General features: G+C 70.6%; 18 protein-coding genes. 7 read left to right on the top strand and 11 right to left on the bottom strand.

Features of this window, described 5'->3' with window-relative positions; genetic code table 11:
• Nucleotides 1-82: 82 nt before the first annotated feature.
• Nucleotides 83-2,539: a DNA topoisomerase (ATP-hydrolyzing) subunit A gene (locus ACFXAZ_RS08670; RefSeq protein ID WP_384586728.1), complete on the top strand. Its 2,457-nt coding sequence runs from the start codon at nucleotides 83-85 to the stop codon at nucleotides 2,537-2,539.
• Nucleotides 2,540-2,835: 296 nt separating this feature from the next.
• Here the strand turns inward: ACFXAZ_RS08670 and ACFXAZ_RS08665 are convergent, their stop codons facing one another.
• Nucleotides 2,836-4,026, bottom strand: a complete 1,191-nt coding sequence (locus tag ACFXAZ_RS08665; protein WP_384586726.1) for a CobW family GTP-binding protein — start codon at nucleotides 4,024-4,026, stop codon at nucleotides 2,836-2,838.
• Between the two features lie 317 nt (nucleotides 4,027-4,343).
• Here ACFXAZ_RS08665 and ACFXAZ_RS08660 point away from each other — a divergent pair, with 317 nt between their 5' ends.
• Entirely contained in the window at nucleotides 4,344-4,895 is a 552-nt protein-coding gene (locus tag ACFXAZ_RS08660; protein WP_384586724.1) for a DUF6082 family protein, read from the top strand.
• A gap of 112 nt (nucleotides 4,896-5,007) precedes the next feature.
• Here ACFXAZ_RS08660 and ACFXAZ_RS08655 read toward each other — a convergent pair whose 3' ends face one another.
• Both ACFXAZ_RS08655 and ACFXAZ_RS08650 read right to left on the bottom strand, forming a co-directional pair.
• Entirely contained in the window at nucleotides 5,008-5,247 is a 240-nt protein-coding gene (locus tag ACFXAZ_RS08655; protein ID WP_382692470.1) for a hypothetical protein, read from the bottom strand.
• A 245-nt stretch (nucleotides 5,248-5,492) separates the two neighbouring features.
• Complete coding sequence (locus ACFXAZ_RS08650) at nucleotides 5,493-6,665, bottom strand: citrate synthase/methylcitrate synthase (RefSeq protein ID WP_384586721.1); 1,173 nt, start codon at nucleotides 6,663-6,665, stop codon at nucleotides 5,493-5,495.
• Nucleotides 6,666-6,764: 99 nt separating this feature from the next.
• Between ACFXAZ_RS08650 and ACFXAZ_RS08645 the strand changes: the two genes are divergently transcribed.
• The 4 genes from ACFXAZ_RS08645 to ACFXAZ_RS08630 all read left to right on the top strand — a co-directional run bounded on the left by ACFXAZ_RS08645 (nucleotide 6,765) and on the right by ACFXAZ_RS08630 (nucleotide 11,875).
• Nucleotides 6,765-8,021, top strand: coding sequence for a citrate synthase family protein (locus ACFXAZ_RS08645; protein ID WP_384586719.1), 1,257 nt, complete (start codon nucleotides 6,765-6,767; stop codon nucleotides 8,019-8,021).
• A gap of 52 nt (nucleotides 8,022-8,073) precedes the next feature.
• A complete protein-coding gene (locus ACFXAZ_RS08640; RefSeq protein WP_384586717.1) occupies nucleotides 8,074-9,021 on the top strand; it encodes a sucrase ferredoxin in 948 nt (315 codons plus the stop codon).
• A gap of 440 nt (nucleotides 9,022-9,461) precedes the next feature.
• A complete protein-coding gene (locus tag ACFXAZ_RS08635) occupies nucleotides 9,462-11,198 on the top strand; it encodes an ATP-binding protein (RefSeq protein WP_384586715.1) in 1,737 nt (578 codons plus the stop codon).
• On the top strand, nucleotides 11,195-11,875 hold the full coding sequence (locus tag ACFXAZ_RS08630; protein WP_384586713.1) for a response regulator: 681 nt from the start codon (nucleotides 11,195-11,197) through the stop codon (nucleotides 11,873-11,875). Before ACFXAZ_RS08635 ends, ACFXAZ_RS08630 begins: the two co-directional genes overlap by 4 nt.
• A gap of 103 nt (nucleotides 11,876-11,978) precedes the next feature.
• On the opposite strand, the gene ACFXAZ_RS08625 is transcribed toward ACFXAZ_RS08630, so the two are convergent.
• The 6 genes from ACFXAZ_RS08625 to ACFXAZ_RS08600 all read right to left on the bottom strand — a co-directional run bounded on the left by ACFXAZ_RS08625 (nucleotide 11,979) and on the right by ACFXAZ_RS08600 (nucleotide 19,208).
• Entirely contained in the window at nucleotides 11,979-13,571 is a 1,593-nt protein-coding gene (locus tag ACFXAZ_RS08625) for a cation acetate symporter (RefSeq protein WP_384586711.1), read from the bottom strand.
• Complete coding sequence (locus tag ACFXAZ_RS08620) at nucleotides 13,568-14,128, bottom strand: DUF485 domain-containing protein (RefSeq protein ID WP_384586709.1); 561 nt, start codon at nucleotides 14,126-14,128, stop codon at nucleotides 13,568-13,570. The genes ACFXAZ_RS08625 and ACFXAZ_RS08620 overlap by 4 nt, the downstream gene beginning before the upstream one ends.
• A gap of 69 nt (nucleotides 14,129-14,197) precedes the next feature.
• Nucleotides 14,198-14,884, bottom strand: a complete 687-nt coding sequence (locus tag ACFXAZ_RS08615; protein WP_384586707.1) for a response regulator — start codon at nucleotides 14,882-14,884, stop codon at nucleotides 14,198-14,200.
• Nucleotides 14,881-16,032 carry a sensor histidine kinase gene (locus tag ACFXAZ_RS08610; protein WP_384586705.1) on the bottom strand — a complete coding sequence of 384 codons (1,152 nt, stop codon included), beginning with the start codon at nucleotides 16,030-16,032 and terminating at the stop codon, nucleotides 14,881-14,883. The genes ACFXAZ_RS08615 and ACFXAZ_RS08610 overlap by 4 nt, the downstream gene beginning before the upstream one ends.
• Entirely contained in the window at nucleotides 16,029-16,553 is a 525-nt protein-coding gene (locus ACFXAZ_RS08605; RefSeq protein ID WP_384586703.1) for a DUF1453 domain-containing protein, read from the bottom strand. Before ACFXAZ_RS08605 ends, ACFXAZ_RS08610 begins: the two co-directional genes overlap by 4 nt.
• Nucleotides 16,554-17,084: 531 nt before the next feature.
• Complete coding sequence (locus ACFXAZ_RS08600) at nucleotides 17,085-19,208, bottom strand: type IIA DNA topoisomerase subunit B (protein ID WP_384586701.1); 2,124 nt, start codon at nucleotides 19,206-19,208, stop codon at nucleotides 17,085-17,087.
• Between the two features lie 442 nt (nucleotides 19,209-19,650).
• Here ACFXAZ_RS08600 and ACFXAZ_RS08595 point away from each other — a divergent pair, with 442 nt between their 5' ends.
• Nucleotides 19,651-19,881 carry a hypothetical protein gene (locus tag ACFXAZ_RS08595; protein ID WP_382692458.1) on the top strand — a complete coding sequence of 77 codons (231 nt, stop codon included), beginning with the start codon at nucleotides 19,651-19,653 and terminating at the stop codon, nucleotides 19,879-19,881.
• 243 nt (nucleotides 19,882-20,124) lie between these two features.
• Here ACFXAZ_RS08595 and ACFXAZ_RS08590 read toward each other — a convergent pair whose 3' ends face one another.
• Nucleotides 20,125-20,985, bottom strand: coding sequence for a S1 family peptidase (locus ACFXAZ_RS08590; protein ID WP_384586699.1), 861 nt, complete (start codon nucleotides 20,983-20,985; stop codon nucleotides 20,125-20,127).
• A gap of 231 nt (nucleotides 20,986-21,216) precedes the next feature.
• Entirely contained in the window at nucleotides 21,217-22,773 is a 1,557-nt protein-coding gene (locus tag ACFXAZ_RS08585; RefSeq protein WP_384586697.1) for an RNA polymerase sigma factor, read from the bottom strand.
• Nucleotides 22,774-23,474: the final 701 nt, after the last annotated feature.

Below are 23,474 nucleotides of genomic sequence, written 5' to 3'. Positions count from 1 at the left end.
GGCAGGGCCTGCCCGTCCGTCCTGCCGACACCGGCTTCGGCGCCCCGCAGGCGAGCGACCAGAAAAGAGGAGCCAGGCAGCGATGGCCCGCCGCAGTACGAAGACCCCACCGCCGGACGACTCGTACGAGGAGCGCATCCTCGACATCGACGTCGTCGACGAGATGCGGGGCTCCTTCCTGGAGTACGCCTACTCGGTCATCTACTCCCGTGCCCTGCCCGACGCCCGCGACGGACTCAAGCCGGTCCACCGCCGCATCGTCTACCAGATGAACGAGATGGGGTTGCGCCCCGAGCGCGGCTACGTCAAGTGCGCGCGGGTCGTCGGCGAGGTCATGGGCAAGCTCCACCCGCACGGCGACTCGTCGATCTACGACGCGCTGGTGCGGATGGCGCAGCCGTTCTCCATGCGCGTGCCGCTGGTCGACGGACACGGCAACTTCGGCTCGCTGGGCAACGACGACCCGCCGGCCGCCATGCGCTACACCGAGTGCCGGATGGCCGCCGCGAGCAGCCTGATGACCGAGTCCATCGACGAGGACACGGTCGACTTCGCGCCCAACTACGACGGCCAGGAGCAGGAGCCGGTCGCCCTCCCGGCGGCCTTCCCGAACCTGCTGGTCAACGGCGCGTCCGGGATCGCGGTCGGCATGGCCACGAACATGCCGCCGCACAATCTGTCCGAGGTCATCGCCGCGGCCCGCCATCTGATCCGGCACCCCAGCGCGGATCTGGACACGCTCATGAGGCACGTCCCGGGCCCCGATCTGCCGACGGGCGGCCGGATCGTCGGCCTGTCCGGCATCCGTGACGCGTACGAGACCGGCCGGGGCACGTTCAAGATCCGGGCGACGGTCGCGGTGGAGGCGGTGACCGCCCGCCGCAAGGGCCTGATCGTCACCGAGCTGCCCTTCAGCGTCGGCCCGGAGAAGGTGATCGCCAAGATCAAGGACCTGGTGGGCTCGAAGAAGCTCCAGGGCATCGCCGACGTCAAGGACCTCACGGACCGTGCGCACGGCCTGCGCCTGGTCATCGAGATCAAGAACGGCTTCGTGCCCGAGGCGGTCCTGGAGCAGCTGTACAAGCTGACGCCCATGGAGGAGTCCTTCGGCATCAACAACGTCGCGCTGGTCGACGGCCAGCCGCTCACGCTGGGCCTGAAGGAACTGCTGGAGGTCTATCTCGACCACCGCTTCGACGTGGTGCGGCGGCGCTCGGAGTTCCGCCGCACCAAGCGGCGCGACCGGCTGCATCTGGTCGAGGGCCTGCTGGTCGCCCTGGTGGACATCGACGAGGTGATCCGCCTGATCCGCTCCAGCGACAACTCCGCGCAGGCCAAGGAGCGCCTCATGGAGCGCTTCTCGCTGAGCGAGGTACAGACGCAGTACATCCTCGACACGCCGCTGCGCCGGCTGACCAGGTTCGACCGGATCGAGCTGGAGTCGGAGCAGGAACGGCTCAACGCGGAGATCGCGGAGCTGACCCGGATCCTGGAGTCCGACGCCGAGCTGCGCAAGCTGGTCTCCGCCGAACTGGCCGCGGTCGCGAAGAAGTTCGGCACCGAGCGGCGTACGGTCCTGCTGGAGGCGTCCGGGGCTACCGCCGCCACGGTGCCGCTCCAGGTCGCGGACGACCCGTGCCGGGTGCTGCTGTCCTCGACGGGACTGCTGGCCCGTACGGCCAACGGCGAGCCGTTCGAGACGGACGAGGACGCCAGACGCGCCAAGCACGACGTGATCGTGTCGGCCGTACCGGCCACCGCGCGGGGCGAGATCGGCGCGGTCACCTCGACGGGCCGCCTGCTGCGGATCAATGTGGTCGACCTGCCGCAGCTGCCGGACACGATGTCGTCGCCGAACCTCGCGGGCGGCGCCGCGCTGACGGAGTTCGTGTCCCTGGAGGACGGCGAGACGCTGATCTGCCTGATCACGCTCGACGAGTCCTCGCCGGGCCTGGCGCTCGGCACCGAGCAGGGCATCGTCAAGCGCGTGGTGCCCGACTATCCGACCAACAAGGACGAGCTGGAGGTCATCGCGCTCAAGGACGGCGACCGGATCGTGGGCGCGGTCGAGCTGCGTACGGGCGAGGAGGACCTGGTCTTCATCACCGACGACGCCCAGTTGCTGCGCTACCAGGCGTCCCAGGTGCGTCCGCAGGGCAGACCGGCGGGCGGCATGGCGGGCATCAAGCTGGTGGACGGCGCGAAGGTCATCTCCTTCACGGCCGTCGACCCGGCCGCCGAGGCGGTGGTCTTCACGGTCGCGGGCTCGCGCGGCACGCTCGACGACTCGGTCCAGACGACGGCCAAGCTGACCCCGTTCGACCAGTACCCGCGCAAGGGCCGTGCCACGGGCGGCGTGCGCTGCCAGCGGTTCCTCAAGGGCGAGGACTGTCTCTCACTGGCCTGGGCGGGCGCGACCCCCGCGCGGGCGGCCCAGAAGAACGGCACCCCGGCGGAACTCCCGGAGATGGACCCGCGCCGCGACGGCTCGGGCGTGTCGCTGGCCAAGACGGTGGCGGTGGTGGCGGGGCCGGTGTAGGCGCGGTCGGCGGGGGCGGGCTGGGCATCCGGGCTGGTGGAACCAGCGGGGATGATTCCCTGCCCGCCCGGCGGAACTGGCGGAACTGGCGGAGGCCAACTCCGTCGGGCGCGGCGGGTTCTTCCTGGCCGGGCGGATGCTTGCGCGCCCGGCGGACATATTTGGGCGTGGCGGACATCTGAGCGCAGGGATATTCCCCGGCGCGGCAGATCCGGTGAAGGCCGGTTCTTGCCCGGCCCGACCCGACGGTTGCCCGGCCGCGCACCTGCCCCGCCGGGACCGGTCCCCTCGGACGGCTACTCCGCCTCGGCCCCGTCCTCCGCCGGGTCGCGCACGTAGCGCAGGACGCCCCACATGCCGTGTTCGTCGGCGTGCGGGGCGTCGCTCGTGGACGCCTCCAGCTCCTTGCCGAGCGCGGCGGGGTCGATGCCGGAGCCGATGAGGACGAGCTGGGTGCGACGGGGCTCGCGCGCGGGCCACGGCTCCGGGTAGAAGCGCAGGAAGGGCCCGACGGCGTGCACGGCGTAACGGTTGCGCGGATCGTGCGGGCCGAAACCGACGTACCCCTTGATCCGGTAGAGCCCCTCGGGGCGGCTGTCGAGGAAGGCCATCAGCCGCCGTGGGTCCATGGGCGTGTCGGAGGCGAAGGAGAGGGTGTCGTAGGCGGCGTGCAGGTGGGTGGCGTGCGAGTGGGTCGTGTGCGGGTCGCTCTCGTCGTGGCCGGTTTCGTGACCATGGCCGCCGGGCGGGTCGCCGTCGTCCTGGCCGGCTTCGGCGCGAGGGCCACCGGGCGAGTCGTCATCCGCACGGCCGGCCTCGGTGCCGCGACCACCATGCTCGTACAGGTCATCGAACGACAGTTGTCCGATCCGCTCCTCGCTCGGTCGGCAGTCGAAGAGGAACTCGGGGTCGACACTGCCGTGGCGCGCGGGGACGACGGCCGCGCGGTCGGTGAGCGTGCGGACGAGGGCCAGGACGCGATCGGCGTCGGAGACCCGGTCGAGTTTGTTGACGACGACGAGGTCGGCGAGGGCGAGATGCCGGTCGATCTCGGGATGCCTGGCGCGCGTGGCGTCGAACTCGGCGGCGTCGACGACCTCGACCAGCCCGCCGTACACGACGTCCGGATGTTCGCTCGCGAGCACCATCCGTACGAGTTCCTGCGGCTCGGCGAGCCCGCTGGCCTCGATGACGATGACGTCGATACCGGCGGACGGGTCGGCGAGTCGCTCCAGGTAGAGGTCGAGTTCGCCGGCGTCGACCGCGCAGCACAGACAGCCGTTGCCGAGCGAGACGGTGGAGTCGCCGAGCGCGCCGGCGACGGCCATGGCGTCGATCTCGATCGACCCGAAGTCGTTGACGATCGCGCCGATCCGGCTGCCGCCGCTGTGGTGGAGCAGATGGTTGAGCAGCGTCGTCTTCCCGGAGCCCAGGAAACCGGCGAGGACGACGACCGGGATCTGCCGCGGACTCGGACTGTGGCGCACCGTGCGACCTCTCTCACGCCTGTGGCGCACCGGCTCACGGCCGTGCCCGCCACGCTGGATGGAATGTCGCCCCAGGATACGAGCAGCCCGAAACCCGCCGATGTGAACGATTGTTAGCGCCATGCAGAGGGCAGACGTCTGTCAAGGTGCCGGTTCGTGCGACCCTCGCTTCCTTCTGTGCGCCTTTTCTCCGCCTCCCCGCCGACCGGAGCCGCTCGGCACCCTGGGAGACGGCAGCGCCGCCCTCCGCTCGCCGGTCCCTTATCGTCGACCCGCATCCGACGACCGGCGGACGGCCGCCTGAATCGGGGGTTGACATGGCAATACGGAGTTTCGGGGCACGCGCGCTGGGCGTGGTCGCCGCGGCCGGTCTCACGACCGGCGTCCTGATCGCGCTGGCCGCCCAGCGCCGCACACTGGAATCACTGCACGCCCGGCTGGAACATCTGGAGGAGCAGGCTCCGACTCCCTCGCACGCCAATCTGGCGCGGCAGCAGCATCAGCACTGGGAACTGCTGAGCAAGGCGATCGACGACCCCGAACTGGCCGAGGTCCTCGACCACTACGACGTGTCCCTCTCCCCGAAGCAGCGCCGTCAGTATCTGTTCGCCAACGCCCTGTACACGAATCTGCTCTTCTACTACCGCATCGGCAACCTGTCCAAGGAGGAGTTCTTCCAGCACGTCAGAGGCATGCTTCAGAACCCGGTCGTCCGCGAGTACTGGAAGGCGGGCCGGCAGCAGCGCGCGAGCATCACCGACACCGACGAGGCCGAACTCGGGCAGATCGTCGACGACTTGCTGCGGGCACTGGACGACGCGGACGAGGAGTGGTGGGTGGTGGGGATGCCGCCGGGCGAGGAGGGGTAGCAGCCGCGCGGACGTGGCAGGGGAAAGGCGCCGGGCCACGCAAGGGTGGGATTCCTGCCGAGGGGGGGCGGGATTCCTGCTGGGCCGACGCCTTGTGGTGCGGCGAGCGGTCTCAGGCGTCGGGGATGTCCGCCTTCGCCTTCACCAGGGTCTCCCTGGTGATCACGACGATGCGCTCGTAGTCCGCACGGCCGGCGTCCGCCGGTAGTTGTGAGTCCAGTGAGTCAGTGACATCTGTACCGATGACGGCGAAGTTTCCGTCTGCCAGTTCGAAGATGTCGGGGCAGGTGGCCCCGTTGGTGCTGCCCCTCAGGCGCGGAGACACGCCCAGGCGGCGGATGATCTGACTCACTGGTGATTTCCTGTTCTCAAGGCCCGTATCAAGGGACAAAAGCACGCCCTCCCACGCTGCCGCGCGGTGCGCGTGGGCATCCTTGCAGCTCGGGAACCCGACCTCAACAATCCTCGGCCGTCTCGATGGTCGCGTCTTTCTCGGCCGTCACATTCCCACCGTCACGCCCACAACGCCACCCCTCCACCGCCACGCCCACGGCGTCACATCTCCGGCGCCACACCTCCACCGGCCCGCTCTCCGCGTCACACCCCCGGCGGGACCGGCACCGCAACCGGCGCCTCCGGCCCCACATACCGCGCCACCGGTCGGATGATCTTCGAGTCCCGCGCCTGCTCCAGGATGTTGGCGCTCCAGCCGACCACCCGCGCGGCAGCGAAGGTCGGGGTGAACATCTCCCTGGGCAGCCCGCAGAGTTCCATCACCACGCCCGCGTAGAACTCCACATTGGTGTGCAGCTCACGCCCCGGCTTCAGCTCCGCCAGGATCGCCTCGACCCGCCGCTCCACCTCGACGGCGAACTCCACCCGCGGCCCGCCGAAGCTCCGCGCGACCTCCCGGAGCATCCGGGACCGTGGGTCCTCCGTGCGGTAGACGGCGTGCCCGAACCCCATGATGCGTTCCCCGGCGAGGACCCGTTCGCGGATCCAGGGATCGATGCGGTCGGGTGTACCGATGGCGTCGAGCGTGTCCAGGGCGCGGCTTGGTGCTCCGCCGTGCAGCGGGCCGGAGAGGGCACCCACGGCTCCGACGAGACACGCGGCGACATCGGCGCCGGTGGAGGCGATGACCCGGGCGGTGAAGGTTGACGCATTGAATCCGTGGTCAATGGTTGAGATCAAGTATTGCTCGACCGCCCGCGCCCGTCGCCCGTCCGGCACCCTCCCGGTCACCATGTACAGGTAGTTGGCCGCGTACGACAGATCCTCACGTGGCTCGACGGGATCGAGTCCCCGGCCCAGTCGGTACAGCGCCGCCAGCAGCGTGGGTACGGCAGCCGCCGCCACGACGGTGTCCGCGCGGCGCCGCTCCGCGTCGATGTCGTACACCGGACGGAACCCCCGCGCCGCGCCCAGCAGGGACAACGCGGTGCGCATTCCGGCGAGCGGGCCGGAATCCCGGCCGACCGCGGCGATGGCGGGGAGCGCGGCGGCCACTTCGTCCGGCAGCCGCCGCAGGGCTGCCGTCTCGGCGGCGAAGGCGGCGCTCCGCGCGGTGTCCGGCAGTTCGCCGTGGACGAGGAGATGCCAGACGTCCTCGAAGCTGCGGGTGCGCGCGAGGTCGACGGCCGAGTACTGGCGGTAGTGGTAGAAGCCTTCGCGCCCTCGTACGTCCCCGATCTCGGTGTCGGCGACGACGACACCGGCGAGTCCCCTGGGCGCCTCGACAAGGGTGACGGTGGACCTGTTGACGGACATGATGACCTCCCTTAACTTGATTCGACTGTCCATGATTGACTCAATCTCTGTCAATATTGATTGAATCAATATTCACCCGCTGCGGCTACGGTGACGCCCATGCCCGATCAAGCACCCGGCTCCAGCCACCCCGAACGGCGCCTGAGCACCAAAGAGGCCGCCGAACTGCTCGGTGTGAAGCCCGAGACCGTCTACGCGTACGTCAGCCGCGGCCAGCTCGGCAGCCGCCGGGTCCCGGGCGGCCGGGGCAGCACCTTCGACGCGAGGGAGGTCGAAGCGCTGGCACGGCGCAACAGACGGGAGAGCGCGGGAAGTCCGGCGTCGGGCGGCGAGTTGTCGGTGCGGACCCGGATCACCCTGATCGAGAAGGACCAGTACTACTTCCGGGGCGTCGACGCGGTAGAGCTGGCCGCGCGCCACTCCTACGAGGAGATCGCCGAGTGGCTGTGGACCGGGCGGCTGAACGCCGGGATCACGTTCACCGCACCCGACCCCTCGGTCGAGATCGCCCGCCGCGCGGTCAGCGCTTTGCCCGAGCACACGGACCCGACCGACCGGCTCCGGGTCGCCGCCGTCGCCGCCGCGACGGCGGACCCGCTGCGCTTCGATCTGTCGGAGGAGGCCGTCCTCGGCGCCGCGCGGACCCTCATCCCGACCCTGGTGGGCGCCCTGCCGCCGGTGTTGTACGCACCCAAGGAGGACGGCCCCCTCGCCCACCGCCTATGGGGCAGGCTGACCCCGCGCGAGGCCGACGAGGCGTCGCTGGACGTCCTGGACACCGCGCTCGGCCTGCTGGTCGATCACGACCTCGCCGCCTCGACCCTCGCGGTGCGGGTCGCCGCCTCGGCCCGCGCGCACGCCTACGCGGCCGTATCGGCGGGCCTGGGCGTACTGGAAGGCCCCTTGCACGGCGCGGCGAGCGGGCTCGCCCACCGGCTGATCGAGCAGGTGCTCGAACAGGGGGACGCGGGCCCCGTGATCGCTGGCGAGTTGCGGGCGGGTCGCCGTATCCCGGGCCTCGGCCACCGGCTCTACTCGGGCGAGGACCCCCGCGCGCATGCCCTCTTCGCACGCCTCGCGGAACTCCCCCACGCCGGGCCCGCACTCGCCGCCGCCCGCGACATCGTGGACACCACCGCGCGCCACACCGCGCTGCACGCCAACGTCGACCTGGCCCTCGCGGCACTGACGGTGTCCTGCGGCATGCCCGCCAACGCGGGCGAGACCGTCTTCGCCGTCGCACGCACCGCGGGCTGGATCGCGCACGCCCTGGAGGAGTACACCGAGCGCCCTTTGCGGATGCGACCAGAAGGCCAGTACGTAGGCCCTCGACCACCCCAGCCGCTGCCCGAGTAGCCGCGACTCGGCCGGAAGTCGCCTTTGACAAAGTCAGGTTAGGCTCACCTCTGTGAGTGCGTGCGCGACCGTCTCCCGGGACCTCGACGAGCCCGTCTCCGGCACCGCGGCCACGGCGAGAACGTGGCTGCTGCTGGAGCAACCGGGCCCCTGGGGCGCCCGCGCGCTCACCGCCAGCCACCTGGACCCCGCCGTGGGACGCGCGCTGGAGGCCGCCGCCGAGGGCACGGGCGTACGCGTCGCGCTCATCCGGCGCCCCGGTCGCCACGCCGACTGTGGCACCGCCACGGAACGCCAGGTGTACGCCGCCCACACAGTGCCGGGCGGCGTATGGCTGCGCAGCGCCACCACCACCGACCCGCGCCGGCTCCTCGACCTCGACCTCGACTTCGCCGCGCTCGGCCGGGGCGACCACCGCACCTTCGACACCGCGCTCCGGGGACAGCCGCACGAGGGGGACCCGCTCGCCCTCGTCTGCACCAACGGCAAGCGCGACCGCTGCTGCGCCCTGCTCGGCCGCCCGCTCGCCACCGAACTGACCGTCTCCGGCGTGCCGGGCGTCTGGGAGGTCACCCATCTGGGTGGCCACCGCTTCTCGCCGACCGTGCTGATCCTGCCGTACGGCTACGCCTACGGCCGCGCGGAGGCCCACACGATCAAGGAGGTCCTCCAGGGCGCCCAGGAGGGCCGTGTGGTCGTGGAGGGCTGCCGGGGCTGCTCGGCCTGGGAACGGCCCGGCCAGGCCGCCGAACTGGCCGTACGGACCGCCGCGCGCGAGTACACGGCAGACGCGCTGAGCATCGTCGCCACCACCGGCACCGCGCCCCGCTGGGACGTCACCGTCGCCCACCAGGACGGCCGCCTCTGGCGCGTCGTCGTCGCCCAGGGCGCGTCCCTCCCACCCCGCGAGGAAAGCTGCGGCACGTCGGCCCTGGGCGCACCGGCCCGCATGGATGTGGTGTCGGTACGGGAACTGGCGGCGGCGACACTGGCGGGGTGACCTCCACCGGGGCCCTCAGGGCGCCTGGGGCGCCTTGTGCGGTGTCCCGGGCCCGGGGTCCAAGGGCCGCCTGGGTCCGGTGTCCCGTGTCCGGCAAGGTCGTCGCCCTAGCAGCACGATGCCGCCCAGCCGGTGTCCCGCGCGACGGGGACTGCCGTACGAGGACTCCACGCGCGGGATCCCCAAGACACGGACCCCGCGCAGTACGCCGTAGCCGGGCCACGCCCGCGCGGGCCCCCCGTTCCACCCTCTTTCCGCGTGTCGCCCACTCCCCCGACCAAGCAGCACCACACACCGCCACCCCACAAGCCCCACCCACAACGCACCCCACCCCCGGACACCCATATCCACCCCCTCCGCCCCCTGCCGCCCCACCTCCACCTCACAGACGTGGCCCACGCCCTACGCCTTCGCCCAAATCGCGACGTACCGTCATGGCCATGAGCCCCACTCCCCCCGCCCGTCGCATGCGCCTGGGACTCCCGCGCCGGGTGTTCTCGCAGGTGCTGCTGATGCAGGTGGCGATCGCCGCGGGGGTCGCGGTGCTCGCGACCGGACTGTTCCTCGCGCCGCTCAGTGACCAGCTGGACGACCAGGCGATGCGCCGCGCCCTGGCGATCGCCCAGACCACCGCCACCCAGCCACAGCTCGCCGACGAGGTCCTGAGCACGCCCCCGACGGCCGACGGCCCCGTGCAGCAGGAGGCGGAGCGGATCCGGAAGGCGACCAAGGCGGAGTACGTCGTGGTGATGGACCGGCGAGGCGTGCGCTGGTCGCACACCGACCCGGCGGAGATCGGCCACGTCGTGTCGACGGACCCCAGCGAGGCGCTGGCGGGCCAGGAGGTCATGGAGATCGACGAGGGCACCCTGGGCCGCTCCGCGCGCGGCAAGGTGCCGCTGAGGGACGAGAACGGCACGATCGTGGGCGCGGTGTCGGTCGGGATCGCCTACGACAGCGTGCGGGCGCGGCTGATCCACGCGATCCCGGGGCTCCTCGCGTACGCGGGCGGCGCTCTGGCAGTCGGTGCGCTGGCCGCCTGGCTGATCTCCCGCCGGGTCCAGCGGCAGACCCGTGACCTGGCGTTCTCGGACATCTCGGGACTGCTGGCGGAACGCGAGGCGATGCTGCACGGCATCCGTGAGGGCGTGATCGCCCTGGACCGCTCGGGCCGTATCCGGCTCCTGAACGACGAGGCGCAGCGGTTGCTCGGCATCGGCGACGAGGCCGTCGGCCGCACCCCGGACGACGCACTCGGCACGGGCCGCACCGCCGACGTCCTTGCGGGCCGGGTGACCGGAACCGATCTGCTCACCGTCCGTGGCCAGCGGGTCCTGGTCACCAACCGCATGCCCACGGACGACGGCGGCGCGGTCACCACCCTGCGCGACCGGACCGAACTGGAGCAGCTCGGCCGGGAACTCGACTCCACGCGCGGCCTGATCGACGCCCTGCGCGCCCAGGACCATGAGCACGCCAACCGTATGCACACCATGCTCGGGCTGCTCGAACTGGAGATGTACGACGACGCCATGGAGTTCATCGGCGAGGTGGTCGGCGGGCACCGGGCCACCTCGGAGCAGGTGGCCGAGAAGGTACGGGACCCCCTGCTGTCGGCGCTGCTGGTCGGCAAGGCCACGGTCGCCGCCGAACGCGGCGTCGCCCTCGGCATCTCGGACCGCACCGCGCTCCCGGACCGGCTGATCGACCCGAGGGGCCTGGTGACCGTCGTCGGCAACCTGGTGGACAACGCCCTGGACGCCACCGCGGGCACACCGCACGCGCGCGTGGAGGTCGAATTGGTCACCGAGGGCCGCACCGTCGTCCTCACGGTCCGCGACTCGGGTCCGGGAATTCCCGCGGAGCACCGGGAGTTGATCTTCCAGGAGGGCTGGTCGACCAAGCAGCCGCCCGCCCACCGTGAACGCGGCATCGGTCTGTCCATGGTCCGCCGGCTGGCCGAGCGGCAGGGCGGCACCGCGAGCGTCACCGAGGCGGACGGCGGCGGCACGGAGTTCACGGTCGTTCTGCCCGAGGCCCTGGACGAGCCCGAGCAGACCCTCACCACCACGCCGGGCACCGCCCGCACCCCCGTGCCGACCACCGCCCGGACGACCGCCGTACCGGTCGCCACCCAGACCGCCGTGCCGGTGGCCGCCGAGAAGGAGTCGCGATGATCGAGGTCCTGGTCGTGGACGACGACATCAGGGTCGCGCGGGTCAATGCCGCGTACGTCGGGAAGGTGCCCGGCTTCCAGGTGGTCGGCGAGGCCCACAGCGCGGCCGAGGCCCTGCACCAGATGGAGGCCCACCCACGGCTCGATCTGGTCCTCCTGGACCACTACCTCCCCGACGACACCGGGCTCGCGGTGGTGCGCGAGATGCGCCGCCGCGGCCACCGGACCGACGTGATCATGGTGACGGCGGCACGGGACGTGTCCACGGTCCAGGAGGCGATGCGGCACGGCGCGCTCCAGTACCTGGTCAAGCCGTTCGCCTTCGCGGGCCTGCGCGCCAAGCTGGAGGCGTACGCGGAGCTGCGCCGCACCCTCGATGGCGGCGGCGAGGCCGAACAGGCCCAGGTCGACCGCATCTTCGGCGCCCTCTCCGCGACCTCGGAACCCGACCTCCCCAAAGGCCACTCCCCCACCACCGCCGAACTGGTCCGCCAGTGCCTCCTCGCCGCCGAAGGCCCCCTCTCCGCCCAGGAGATCGCCGAACGCACCGGCGTCAGCCGCCAGACCGCCCAGCGCTATCTGAAGCTCCTGGAACGCACCGGACGCGCCACCCTGACCCTCAGATACGGCGACGCGGGCCGCCCCGAACACCGCTACGCGTGGGCGACCCGCGGCTGACCCTCACAGGCCCCCCTCGACCAAGCCCTCCCTCCCACACCCCGGGCCGTACGGCGACAGACACAACGTTCATCGCCTACGAAGGTGAGGGTGCCGTCCGTCGCTACGCCGCTCCCGCTCCCGTCAGCGAGCGCACCTCGGTCTCCGCGTGCTTGGCCGCGTCCGGCTCCTCGCGAGAGGTGACCGTGCCGAGCCAGCCCGCGAGAAAGCCCAGCGGGATGGAGACCAGACCGGGGTTCTCCAGCGGGAAGTACTGGAAGTCGACGCCGGGGAACAGCGAGGCGGGGCCACCCGACACCACCGGCGACAGCAGCACGAGCACCATGGCCGGGACCAGCCCGCCGTACACCGACCAGACCGCCCCGCGGGTGGTGAAGCCCGGCCAGAACAGCGAGTACATCAGCACCGGCAGATTCGCCGACGCCGCCACGGCGAAAGCGAGCCCCACGAGGAAGGCCACGTTGAGGTCACGGGCGAGCAGCCCGAGCCCGATCGCGACAATCCCGATACCGACCGCCGCCACCCGGGCCACGGCCACCTCGCTGCGCGGCTCGGCCCGTCCGCGCCGCAGCGACGCGTACAGGTCGTGGGCCACGGACGCCGACGACGCCAGGGTGATACCGGCGACGACCGCGAGGATCGTGGCGAAGGCGATGGCGGCGACGACCGCGAAGAGAACCGTTCCTCCCGTGGAGCCCGCACCGCCGCCCAGATCGAGTGCCAGCAGCGGAACCGCCGTGTTCCCTGCCGCGTTGGAGTCGCGCACCTCGCCGGACCCCACGATGGCCGCCGCCCCGAAGCCGAGGACGATCGTCATCAGATAGAAGCCGCCGATCAGCCCGATCGACCACACCACCGACCGCCGGGCCGCCCGCGCGGTGGGCACCGTGTAGAACCGGGACAGGATGTGCGGCAGCCCGGCCGTGCCCAGCACCAGCGCGAGCCCGAGGCTGATGAAGTCGAACCGCGCGATCCAGTCCCCGCCGTACTTCAGTCCCGGCGCCAGAAAGGCGTCACCGTGTCCGCTGCGCTCCGCCGCGGTGCGCAGCAACTGGTCGAAGTCCCCGTGGAAGCGCACCAGGACGAGCACCGTCATGGCGATGGCCCCGCCTATGAGCAGAACCGCTTTCACGATCTGAATCCACGTAGTGGCCCGCATCCCTCCCCACGACACATAGATCACCATCAGCGCGCCCACGGCGACGACCGTCCAGGACCGCGCCGCCTCGCCGGTCCCGCCCAGCAGCAGCGCGACCAGGCTGCCCGCACCCACCATCTGCGCCACCAGATAGAGAACGGACACCGTGACCGAGGAAGTTCCCGCCGCGATCCGCACCGGCCGCTCCCGCATCCGCGCGGCCACCACGTCGGCGAGCGTGAACCTCCCGCAGTTCCGCACCAGTTCGGCGACCAGGAACAGCACCAGCAGCCACGCCACCAGGAAGCCCACCGAGTACAGCAGCCCGTCGTAGCCGAACAGCGCGATCAGACCGGAGATGCCGAGGAAGGACGCGGCGGACATGTAGTCGCCCGCGATGGCAAAACCATTCTCCATGGGTGAGAACAGCCGCCCGCCCGCATAGAACTCCTCCGCCGAACCCCGCCGGTTACGGCTCACCCACGTCGTGATCCCCAGCGTCACCGCCACGAAGACGCTGAACAGGACCAGGGCGAGCGTCTGATGGTCGTCCGTCACAGCACACCGCCCCGGACACTTCTCGTCAGCTCCTGTGTGTCCCAGCGCAGTTCGAGCGCGGCACGGTCCCGGCGCAGCCGTGCATGGCGGGCATACGCCCAGGTGAGCAGGAAAGTCGTCAGGAACTGACCCAGCCCGGCCACCATCGCCACGTTCACGGCCCCCACCACCGGCCGCGCCATCAGCCCCGGCGCCGCCGTAGCCATCACCACGTACGCCACATACCAGGCGAGAAATCCGATCACCGCCGGCACCACGAACCTTCGGTACCTGCTGCGTACCTCACGGAAAGCCTCGCTGCGCTGGACCTCCAGATACACCTCGGCGGCTCCCGCCGCCCCGTCCCCGCCGTCCCGCCGCGCCGCCGGAACGGACGGCGCCGCCGGCATGCCGGTCTCCGCCTCGCCCCAACCCGAGGCAAGCGCGTCGTACCACGGATCGTTGTATCCGGCCGTCCTGGACGCCTCGGTGAACGTAGGTTCCGCGTCCTGGTGGCTCTGCTCCGGGCTTCCGTGACCATCCCCGCCCACGAGGGGACGGTCCTTGCTTGAATGCATGGCCAAGGATGGACAGAACGGGAAGATCCCCCGCCCTTCTTCCCCGCACTCTTCACCCCTTCAGGTGATTCACCCCCTCGGTGGCCGCACCAGCCCCTTCCGGTAGGCGTAACGCACCGCCTGTGCCCGGTCCCTCATCCCCGTCTTGGCGAAGAGGTTGTTGATGTGTGTCTTCACCGTGGCGACGGAGACAGTCAGCCGCCGGGCGATGTCGTGGTTGCTCAGACCGTCGGCGATCAGCACCAGCACCTCGGTCTCCCGCGCGGTGAGTCCGTCCGGCGACTCGCTCGAATCCGGCACCGCGGCCTCGGGCCGCGGCTCGGACAACCACTCCAGCAGCCGACGCTGGATGGCGGGCGAGAGTCCCGCGTCCCCCGACATCACGTTCTCCACGGCCCGGACGATCTCGTCGCCGCCCGCGTCCTTGGTGAGATAGCCGCGGGCCCCCGCCATGAGCGCCGGGAAGAGCGACTCGTCGTCGTCGAACGTCGTCAGCACCACGATCTGCGTCCGCGGATACTCCGCCCGGATCCGCCGAGTCGCCTCCACGCCGTCGCAGCGGGGCATCCGCAGGTCCATCAGCACCACGTCCGGGTCCAGTTCGGCGACCAGCCGCACCGCCTCGTCCCCGTCCGCCGCCGCTCCCACGACCTCGATGCCGGGCAGCAGGCCCAGCAGCATCACGATGCCCTCCCGCACCACGGTCTGGTCGTCCGCCACGACCACTCGCGCGAGGGGCGGCCCTCCCTTGTTCATCCCGGAACCTTCAGTGTCACCGCGAACCCCTCCCCTTCCGGCCCCGCCCGCAGCGAACCACCCAGCAGTTCTGCCCGCTCCCGCATACCCAGCAGACCGTATCCGGCCCCGGAGTCGGACAGCTCACCCGGCGAACCGCCCGAGTCCCGCACCTGGAGCGTCACCTCCCGCTCGCCGTAGTCCAGGGACATCCGCACCTTCGCCCCCGACGCGTGCTTGCGCACGTTCGTCAGCGCCTCCTGCGCGACCCGGCGCACGGCCTGGGACGCTTCGGCCCCCAGCGGTCTGCGCTCACCCGTAACGGTGACCTCGGTGCCCTCGTCCATACCGACGAGCACGGTCAGGAACTCCTCCAGCGGGGTCAGCTCACCCCGCAGCGCGGAGAGCGCCTGTCTCGTCTCGGCGAGGCCCTCACGAGCCATTCTCCGCGCCGCCACGACCCGGTCGAGGATTTTTCCCCGGTCCGCCCCGCCCTCGATCAGCAGCCGTGCCGCCTCCAGATGCACCAGCTGCGCCGAGAGGCTGTGGGCCAGCACGTCATGGATCTCCCGGGCGATCCTGCTCCGCTCCGCGAGCGCCGCCGACTCGGCCTCCGCGGCCCGCGCCGCCCGCTCCTGCGCGAGGAGCCGTTGGGCACTGGCACGGGCCTCGGCGTCCAGCCGCAGCACATACCCGGCCAGCGACATGCCCGCGATCGTGACGGCCGTCGTGAACCAGGCGTCGTCATCGACCACGGCGAACACCGACAGGGAGACCACGGACACCGGTACCGCCGCCACGAGAGGCAGCCGCTCCAGGGCCGAGATCGCGATACCGCAGCACATCACCACGGCCGCCAGCCGGAACTCCTCGGCCTGAGCCACGAACGCCAGCGCCAGCAGGACAGCGGCGACGCCCATCGCCGGCCATAGCTGGTGCCGGTGAGTGGTCCGGAAGAACGCCCAGGCCATGGCACCCGTCAGAAGGATGCCGCCCACGACCCCGACCGCGGCCCAGCCCTGCACCGGCCGGTTGTCGAAGACGCCCCACAGCAGCACTCCCGCGACCAACAGCCGCACGGCCCAGGCCAGCATCCGCCGCGGTCGGGAGACGCCCTCTCGCGAGAGCGCTTCCCGAGTGGGCCAGCGTGTCCAGACGTCGTCCGTCACGCGCGCTCCTTCCTCGCGGCGCGGGGCACGTCGTCACCGTACGCCGAGCCGCCGCCGTATGCCGAGGTCAGGGACTGGGCCCGGAACTTGAGGATCCCGGCACGGACCAGCAGCGTGGCCGCGAGAGCGAGGAGCAGCGCGGGCGTGCCCTGGTGCACGCCGAGGGCGGCCCCCAGTCCGAAGAGTCCCAGGCGCACCGCGATGCCGGCGATCCAGACACCCAGGCTTGCCTTCGTGCTCTTGCCCCACACCGAGCCGTCCGGATCCGCCCATATGCGGGTGGTCCACGCCCAGCCGACACCGATCGCCACCCCGACGAGCAGCTCGGCCGCCAGCAGCACCACCGCCTCGGTGTGGTGCCGGGCATCTATGACTCCGGGATCCCTCAGGGAGAAGAACACCAGGACGGCGGGCACCAGCCACCACCGCCGGGCGTGGTCGATCCGCTGTGGCCGCGTCTGCCGCGTGATCACCAGAACGGCAACGGCCACGATCACCACTACATCCACGAGCCCGGTCATCGCGTGCCTCCGTGAGCGGAAAGTCGATGCCGACGGCGAGCACCGCCGACGCCTTCGACGCTACGGAAATCCGCGGTCCGGGAGATCGGAGCCCGGGTGGATCATGGGTGGAACCCGGCGGTCCCCCACCCTCCACCCACGGGTGGAGAAGCGGAGGGCGGCACTGAGCTGCCAAGGCCACCGCCCCACCGAACACTTGGGTGTGTAAGTCCATGGAGGCCAGGACGGCAGCCCAGGTCCGGCCTACGCCGGAGCGCTGGCCGACAACCCGGTCCGACCTACGCCGGGCCCGAGGCCCAGCCGCCCCCGTCGGCACAGACCACCCACCATGGGCCCCGCCAAGTCAAGGCCCTCCGCAACCAGAACCCGACACGACGCCCGGCCCCCGGCCTAGGCACCGAGCACCGAGCACCGAGCACCGAGCACCGAGCACCGAGCACCGAGCACCGAGCAAAGGAAACCGCCCGAAGCCCAGCTCAGCCAGCCCAGCCCCGAGCCAAGCCCCAGCGGCCAGCGGCCAGCGGCCAGCGCCTACGCGTCGATCCGCGACCGATCCAACGTCGCCGCCGAGCTGGAGATGAATTCCTTCCGCGGGGCCACGTCATTGCCCATCAGCAGGTCGAAGACACCCTCGGCCCCCTCCAGATCGGAGAGGTTGATCCGGCGCAGGGTGCGGTGGCGCGGATCCATCGTGGTCTCGGCCAGCTGGTCGGCATCCATCTCGCCCAGACCCTTGTAGCGCTGGATGGAGTCCTTGTACCGGACGCCCTTGCTCTGGAACTCCATGAGCTTCTCGCGCAGCTCACGGTCGGAGTACGTATAGACGTACTTGTCCTGGCCCTTCTTGGGCTGGGTCAGCTCCACCCGGTGCAGCGGCGGCACCGCGGCGAACACCCGGCCGGCCTCCACCATGGGCCGCATGTACCGGTGGAACAGCGTCAGCAGCAGCGTCCGGATGTGAGAGCCGTCCACATCGGCGTCGGTCATCATGATGATCTTGCCGTACCGCGCCGCGTCGATATCGAACGTACGTCCGGATCCGGCTCCTATGACCTGAATGATCGCGCCGCACTCGGCGTTCTTGAGCATGTCGGTCACGGACGACTTCTGAACGTTGAGGATCTTGCCGCGGATCGGCAGCAGCGCCTGGAACTCGGAGTTCCGGGCGAGCTTGGCCGTGCCGAGCGCGGAATCTCCCTCGACGATGAACAGCTCGCTGCGGTCCACGTCGTCGCTGCGGCAGTCGGCGAGCTTGGCAGGCAGGGAGGACGACTCAAGGGCCGTCTTGCGGCGCTGCGCGTCCTTGTGCTGGCGGGCGGCGATACGCGTGCGCGCGGCAGCCACCGCCTTCTCCAGCACCACCCGGGCCTGCGCCGCGGCGTCCCGCTTGGCGGACGTCAGGAACGCCTTGAGTTCCTTGGCGATCACGGTGTTCACGATCCGCCGGGCCGCCGAGGTACCGAGGACCTCCTTGGTCTGCCCCTCGAACTGGGGCTCGGCCAGACGGACGGTGACGACGGCGGTCAGGCCCTCCAGGGCGTCGTCCTTGACGATGTCGTCCTCGGCGACCCGCAGCAGCTTCTTGGCCCGCAGCACCTCGTTCATGGTGCTGGTGACGGCCGACTCGAAGCCCGCGACATGGGTGCCGCCCTTGGGGGTGGCGATGATGTTCACGAAGGACTTCAGGGTGGTGTCGTAGCCCGTGCCCCAGCGCAGAGCGACATCCACGTCCAGCTCGCGAAGGACCTGGGTGGGCGTCATCTGCCCGTGCTCGTCCAGGACCGGAACGGTCTCCTTGAAGGTGCCCTGGCCGGTGAGGCGCAGTACGTCGCACACCGCCTTGTCGGTGGCCAGGTACTCGCAGAACTCGCTGATGCCGCCGTCGAAGCGGAACGACTCTTCACCCTTGCTGCCGCCCGCGCCGAGGCCGAACTCGTCCCGTACGACGATGGTCAGGCCGGGCACCAGGAAGGCCGTCTGCCGCGCGCGCTGGTGCAGGTCGTCCAGGGAGAGCCTGGCGTCCTTGAGGAAGATCTGGCGGTCCGCCCAGTAGCGCACGCGCGCGCCCGTGCGTGCCTTGGGAACCTTCTTGGTCTTGCGCAGGCCGCCCTTGGCCTCGAACTTGGCGTCCGGCCCCATGGCGGCGAAGACGCCGGGGACACCGCGCCGGAAGCTGACGGCGTGGGTGTGGCCGTTGCGGTCGACCTCGACGTCCAGCCGCGCGGACAGCGCGTTCACGACCGAGGCGCCGACGCCGTGCAGACCGCCGGAGGCCGCATAGGAGCCGCCGCCGAACTTGCCGCCCGCGTGCAGCTTGGTCATCACGACCTCGATACCCGAGAGGCCGGTCTTGGGCTCCACGTCGACCGGGATGCCCCGCCCGTTGTCGCGGACCTCCACGGAGCCGTCGTCGTGCAGGATCACATCGATGTGGTCGCAGTAGCCACCGAGGGCCTCGTCCACCGAGTTGTCGATGATCTCCCACAGGCAGTGCATCAGGCCACGGCTGTCGGTGGAGCCGATGTACATGCCAGGGCGCTTGCGTACGGCCTCAAGCCCTTCGAGGACGAGCAGGTGCCGCGCGGTGTAGTTGGAACCGTCCCGGTCTGCTCCTGCCAGCAGCGCAGTGGACGGCACGGACGTCTCGGCGGTCACGCGGTTCGCTCCTCGCTGAATTTCAAGTGATGCCCAAGTGGGTATGGGCGCGGCTTCTGTTGCCGCTCAGAGGGTACCGAGGCCAGATAGAGCCGTTGTAACGCCACCCTCGTCTGATCCCAGACTAGTCCAGAGTCGCATACGTGTTCGATCCCTCGATGGAGTGAAGTACATATCACGTTCCCTTCGAGGCATGAACCATTTAGGCTCCGGGCACGTCCTCATGAACAAACCGGCAACCCGCCGGGAGGACCGACCACTGACCGACAGCGCGAAACCGTACGACACGAGCACCACGCAATACGGCACATTCGCCGCCAAACCGGCAGCAAACGGCCGCCCCGGAAGATTTTTTCGCAGAGAAGCCACGAGCGGGAACGTTTTCGGGCTGGTTGGATGTTGACCCTGGTACGACAGCTCGTCGAGCTAGAGAAGAGGCGACGTGACTACTGTTCTGACCCCCGCGAGCCCGCTGACGGCCGCCGATCGCTGCGACCGCTGCGGCGCCCAGGCATACCTGCGCGTCGTCCTGCTGAGCGGCGGAGACTTGCTCTTCTGCGGCCACCACGGCCGCAAGTTCGAGCCGGAACTCAAGAAGATCGCCGCTGAGATACAGGACGAGACGGAGCGGCTTACGTCCGTTCCCGCCAGCGCCACCGAAGAGGAGCGCTGACGATCTAGCGTCCACGACGAGCCTTGGCCAGCGTCAGCCGGCCCTCGGGCGACCGACTCTCACAGGAGGGCGGTCGCCCGTAGTCCTGGACGCACCACACATGTCATCCGCCGAGGTCCGACCGGTCGGCCGTGGCGGATACCCCCACCGACCGGACCTCGCGCACGTACGCCCCGCCCGCAAGGACGAAGGACGTACGTCCGATCGACGTACTCATGGCCGTATAACCCGGCCAGGAGGCCGTCAGGCGCCTCCGGAGCCCTTTCCCGCGCCCCGTGTGCCCCAGCCGAGCCGCTGGACGATGTCGGAGACACGGGTGTACACGCCCGGGTTCCCCGCCCTCCCGCAGCCGCTGCCCCAGGACACCAGGCCGACCAGCCTCCCCTGGGCCACCAGAGGGCCACCGCTGTCCCCCTGGCAGGCGTCCCGCCCGCCCAGTTCCTCGCCCGCGCACAGCATGCTGTCCGCGCGGTACGCCCCGTCACCGCCCCCCGGATAGGCGTCCTCGCACTCGGCGTCGGCCATCACCTGCACCCGCGCGGCCCGCAGTGACGTGGCATAGTCCCCGGCGCCGGTGACATCCCCCCAGCCGTACACCGTGGCGGCCGTACCCGGCGTGTACGCGGCGTCCCCCGGGCCCGCCATGCCCACGGCCGCGTTCTGCGCCAGCGGCTCGGCCAGGGTCAGCACAGCGAAGTCACCGGCGTTGCTGACGGCGTCGTACGCCGGGTTCACCCAGGTCTCACGGACGGCGATCTCCTGCCCCTGGGCCGAGCGCAGGTCCGTACGGCCCGCGATGACCTTCAGGTCGACCACCTGGCCGGGTGGCGCCCCCAGCACCTCCTCGTCCATGCAGTGGGCGGCGGTGAGCACAGTGGTGGGACCGACGGCGACACCGCCGCAGAACTGCCCCGAGCGCGTACCCCCGAACCGGTCACGGCTGGACACCGCCACCGTCCAGGGGCTGTCCGCCACCTCGACGGGAAACCCGCCGATCACCACACTGTCGGCGGACACGGGGGCGGCGGAGACCAGCGGTATCGCGGTCGCGGCGGCCACCAGCACCAGCGGCCGGGCCAGCGCCCGGGCAACAGGACGACGCATACGGTTACCTCACTCTCGGGACAGGATGGAACACCCAGAGTGATTCACGGCCCGCCGGGGCGCACGCGCGCGTGAGCCGTGAGCGTGGGCAGCACGAAGGCCCGGTTCCCTCAGGGGGAAAACCGGGCCTTCCGTGTCGTACGGCGCTATGCCGGCGGCGGCCGACATAGTGGCCGGTGCGCGGCGCGACCCGGCCGATGCCTGGACCGCGCCCGCGGTATGCCCCGGGACCTAGTCGAGGTAGTCGCGCAGCACCTGAGAGCGGGACGGGTGGCGGAGCTTGGACATGGTCTTGGACTCGATCTGGCGGATGCGCTCGCGGGTGACGCCGTACACCTTGCCGATCTCGTCGAGGGTCTTCGGCTGACCGTCGGTGAGACCGAAGCGCATGGAGACCACGCCCGCCTCACGCTCGGAGAGGGTGTCGAGGACCGAGTGCAACTGCTCCTGGAGGAGCGTGAAGCTGACCGCGTCGGCCGGGACGACCGCCTCGGAGTCCTCGATCAGGTCACCGAACTCGCTGTCGCCGTCCTCACCGAGCGGGGTGTGCAGCGAGATGGGCTCGCGGCCGTACTTCTGGACCTCGATGACCTTCTCCGGGGTCATGTCGAGTTCCTTGGCCAGCTCCTCCGGGGTGGGCTCGCGGCCCAGGTCCTGGAGCATCTGGCGCTGCACGCGCGCGAGCTTGTTGATGACCTCGACCATGTGCACCGGGATACGGATGGTGCGGGCCTGGTCGGCCATCGCGCGGGTGATCGCCTGACGGATCCACCAGGTGGCGTACGTCGAGAACTTGTAGCCCTTGGTGTAGTCGAACTTCTCCACCGCGCGGATGAGCCCGAGGTTGCCCTCCTGGATCAGGTCCAGGAAGAGCATGCCGCGGCCGGTGTAGCGCTTGGCCAGGGAGACCACCAGACGGAGGTTGGCCTCCAGGAGGTGGTTCTTGGCGCGGCGGCCGTCCTCGGCGATGATCTCCAGCTCGCGCTTGAGCTTGGGCGCCAGCTTGTCGGCGTTGGACAGCTTGTCCTCGGCGAACAGGCCCGCCTCGATGCGCTTGGCCAGTTCGACCTCCTGCTCGGCGTTGAGCAGGGGGACCTTGCCGATCTGCTTGAGGTAGTCCTTGACCGGGTCGGCGGTGGCACCGGCGGCGGCGACCTGCTGGGCGGGCGCGTCGTCCTCGTCGTCGTCGGAGAGCACGAAACCCGCGCTCTCGGTGCCCTCGGGCTCCTCCGCGCCGGTGCCCTTCGCCTCCTCAAGGACCTCGTCCTCGATCTGCTCGGCGTCGTCCTTCTTGCCGGTCGTCTTCTTGGCCGCCGTCTTCTTGGTGGCCGTCGCCTTCTTCGCGGCCACCTTCTTGGCGGTCGTCGTCTTCTTCGCAGCGGCCTTCCTGGCCGACGGCGCCGCGTCCTCGGCGGGATCGACGGCGGGGTCGGCCGGCGCTGCCGGAGTGGCGGCCGTGGTGGCGGTCGCCTTCCGGGTGGTCACGGTCTTGGCCGCGACCGTCTTGGTGGCGGTGCGCTTGGCCGGACTCTTCGCTGCGACGCTCTTGCGGGTGCGCTTGGGCTCTGCGGCACTGACCATCAGCGTCACACCCTCTTCCTCGAGGATCTGGTTGAGGCTGCGCAGTACGTTCTTCCACTGAGTGGCCGGAATCTGGTCAGCTTCGAAGGCCCGACGCACGTCATCGCCGGCGATCTGCCCCTCAGCCTTTCCCCGCTCAATGAGCGCCATGACAGAGACGGATTCGGCGATCTCCGGCGGGAGCGTACGGGATGTGCTGGCCGACACGAACAACCTCTCGGAACGTTGGAAAACGGCTTCCGGCCCCGTCCACAGCGGACTGGAGCCGACCGCCGGCTTGGGGATGGGCCGACGGCGCGGGCGGGGGCCGGGGAGATGCACAGCGCCATGAACGGCGTCCGTATTCCCTCCGCGGCTGTCACCTCTTAGGTCATCGCGTGGCTACGGCGAGCGTTACGCCCAATCTGCGTGGCCCGAGTCACACCCCGTAAGCGCCTAAAAACGGTCAGACGTGGTCAGAGGAGGCCGGGAAGGGTCGGAGACGGTCAGAGAAGACCACCGATGAGGCGTCTCTCGGCCGTCCACCCTCCGGCATGCCCGTGCTCCGCGCATCTGTCTCCTGGTCCGCTGGTCCGCGCACAAGGCCGAGCCTACGTCGCTCTCCACGTCGATCCCAGGCCGGAAAAGGCGGGCCGGGACACACCCGAGGCCGGTGACCCTGGGCCGGTGACCCGAGCCCGGGCGAACCAGGTCCGCGCATCCCGGGCCGGCGGTCCGGGACCCGCGCCGGACAGGAGGCGCTCAGCGCCACCGACGTACGCCCCGGCGCGGCGCTCGGCCTCGGTGCCGCGCGCTCCCGCGCCTCGGACCGGACACCTCGACCGCGCCCCCACTGCCTTCGGTCCCGTCGAAGCCCGGTTCCGCCCATCGAGCCGAGTCGGAGTCGGACCCCGCAGTCCCGATGGGAT

This window comes from Streptomyces sp. NPDC059477, from assembly GCF_042749375.1.
Lineage (GTDB): Bacteria > Actinomycetota > Actinomycetes > Streptomycetales > Streptomycetaceae > Streptomyces.
Note: the sequence above shows the minus strand (reverse complement) of the source record. Positions and strands in the feature narration are given on the sequence as shown.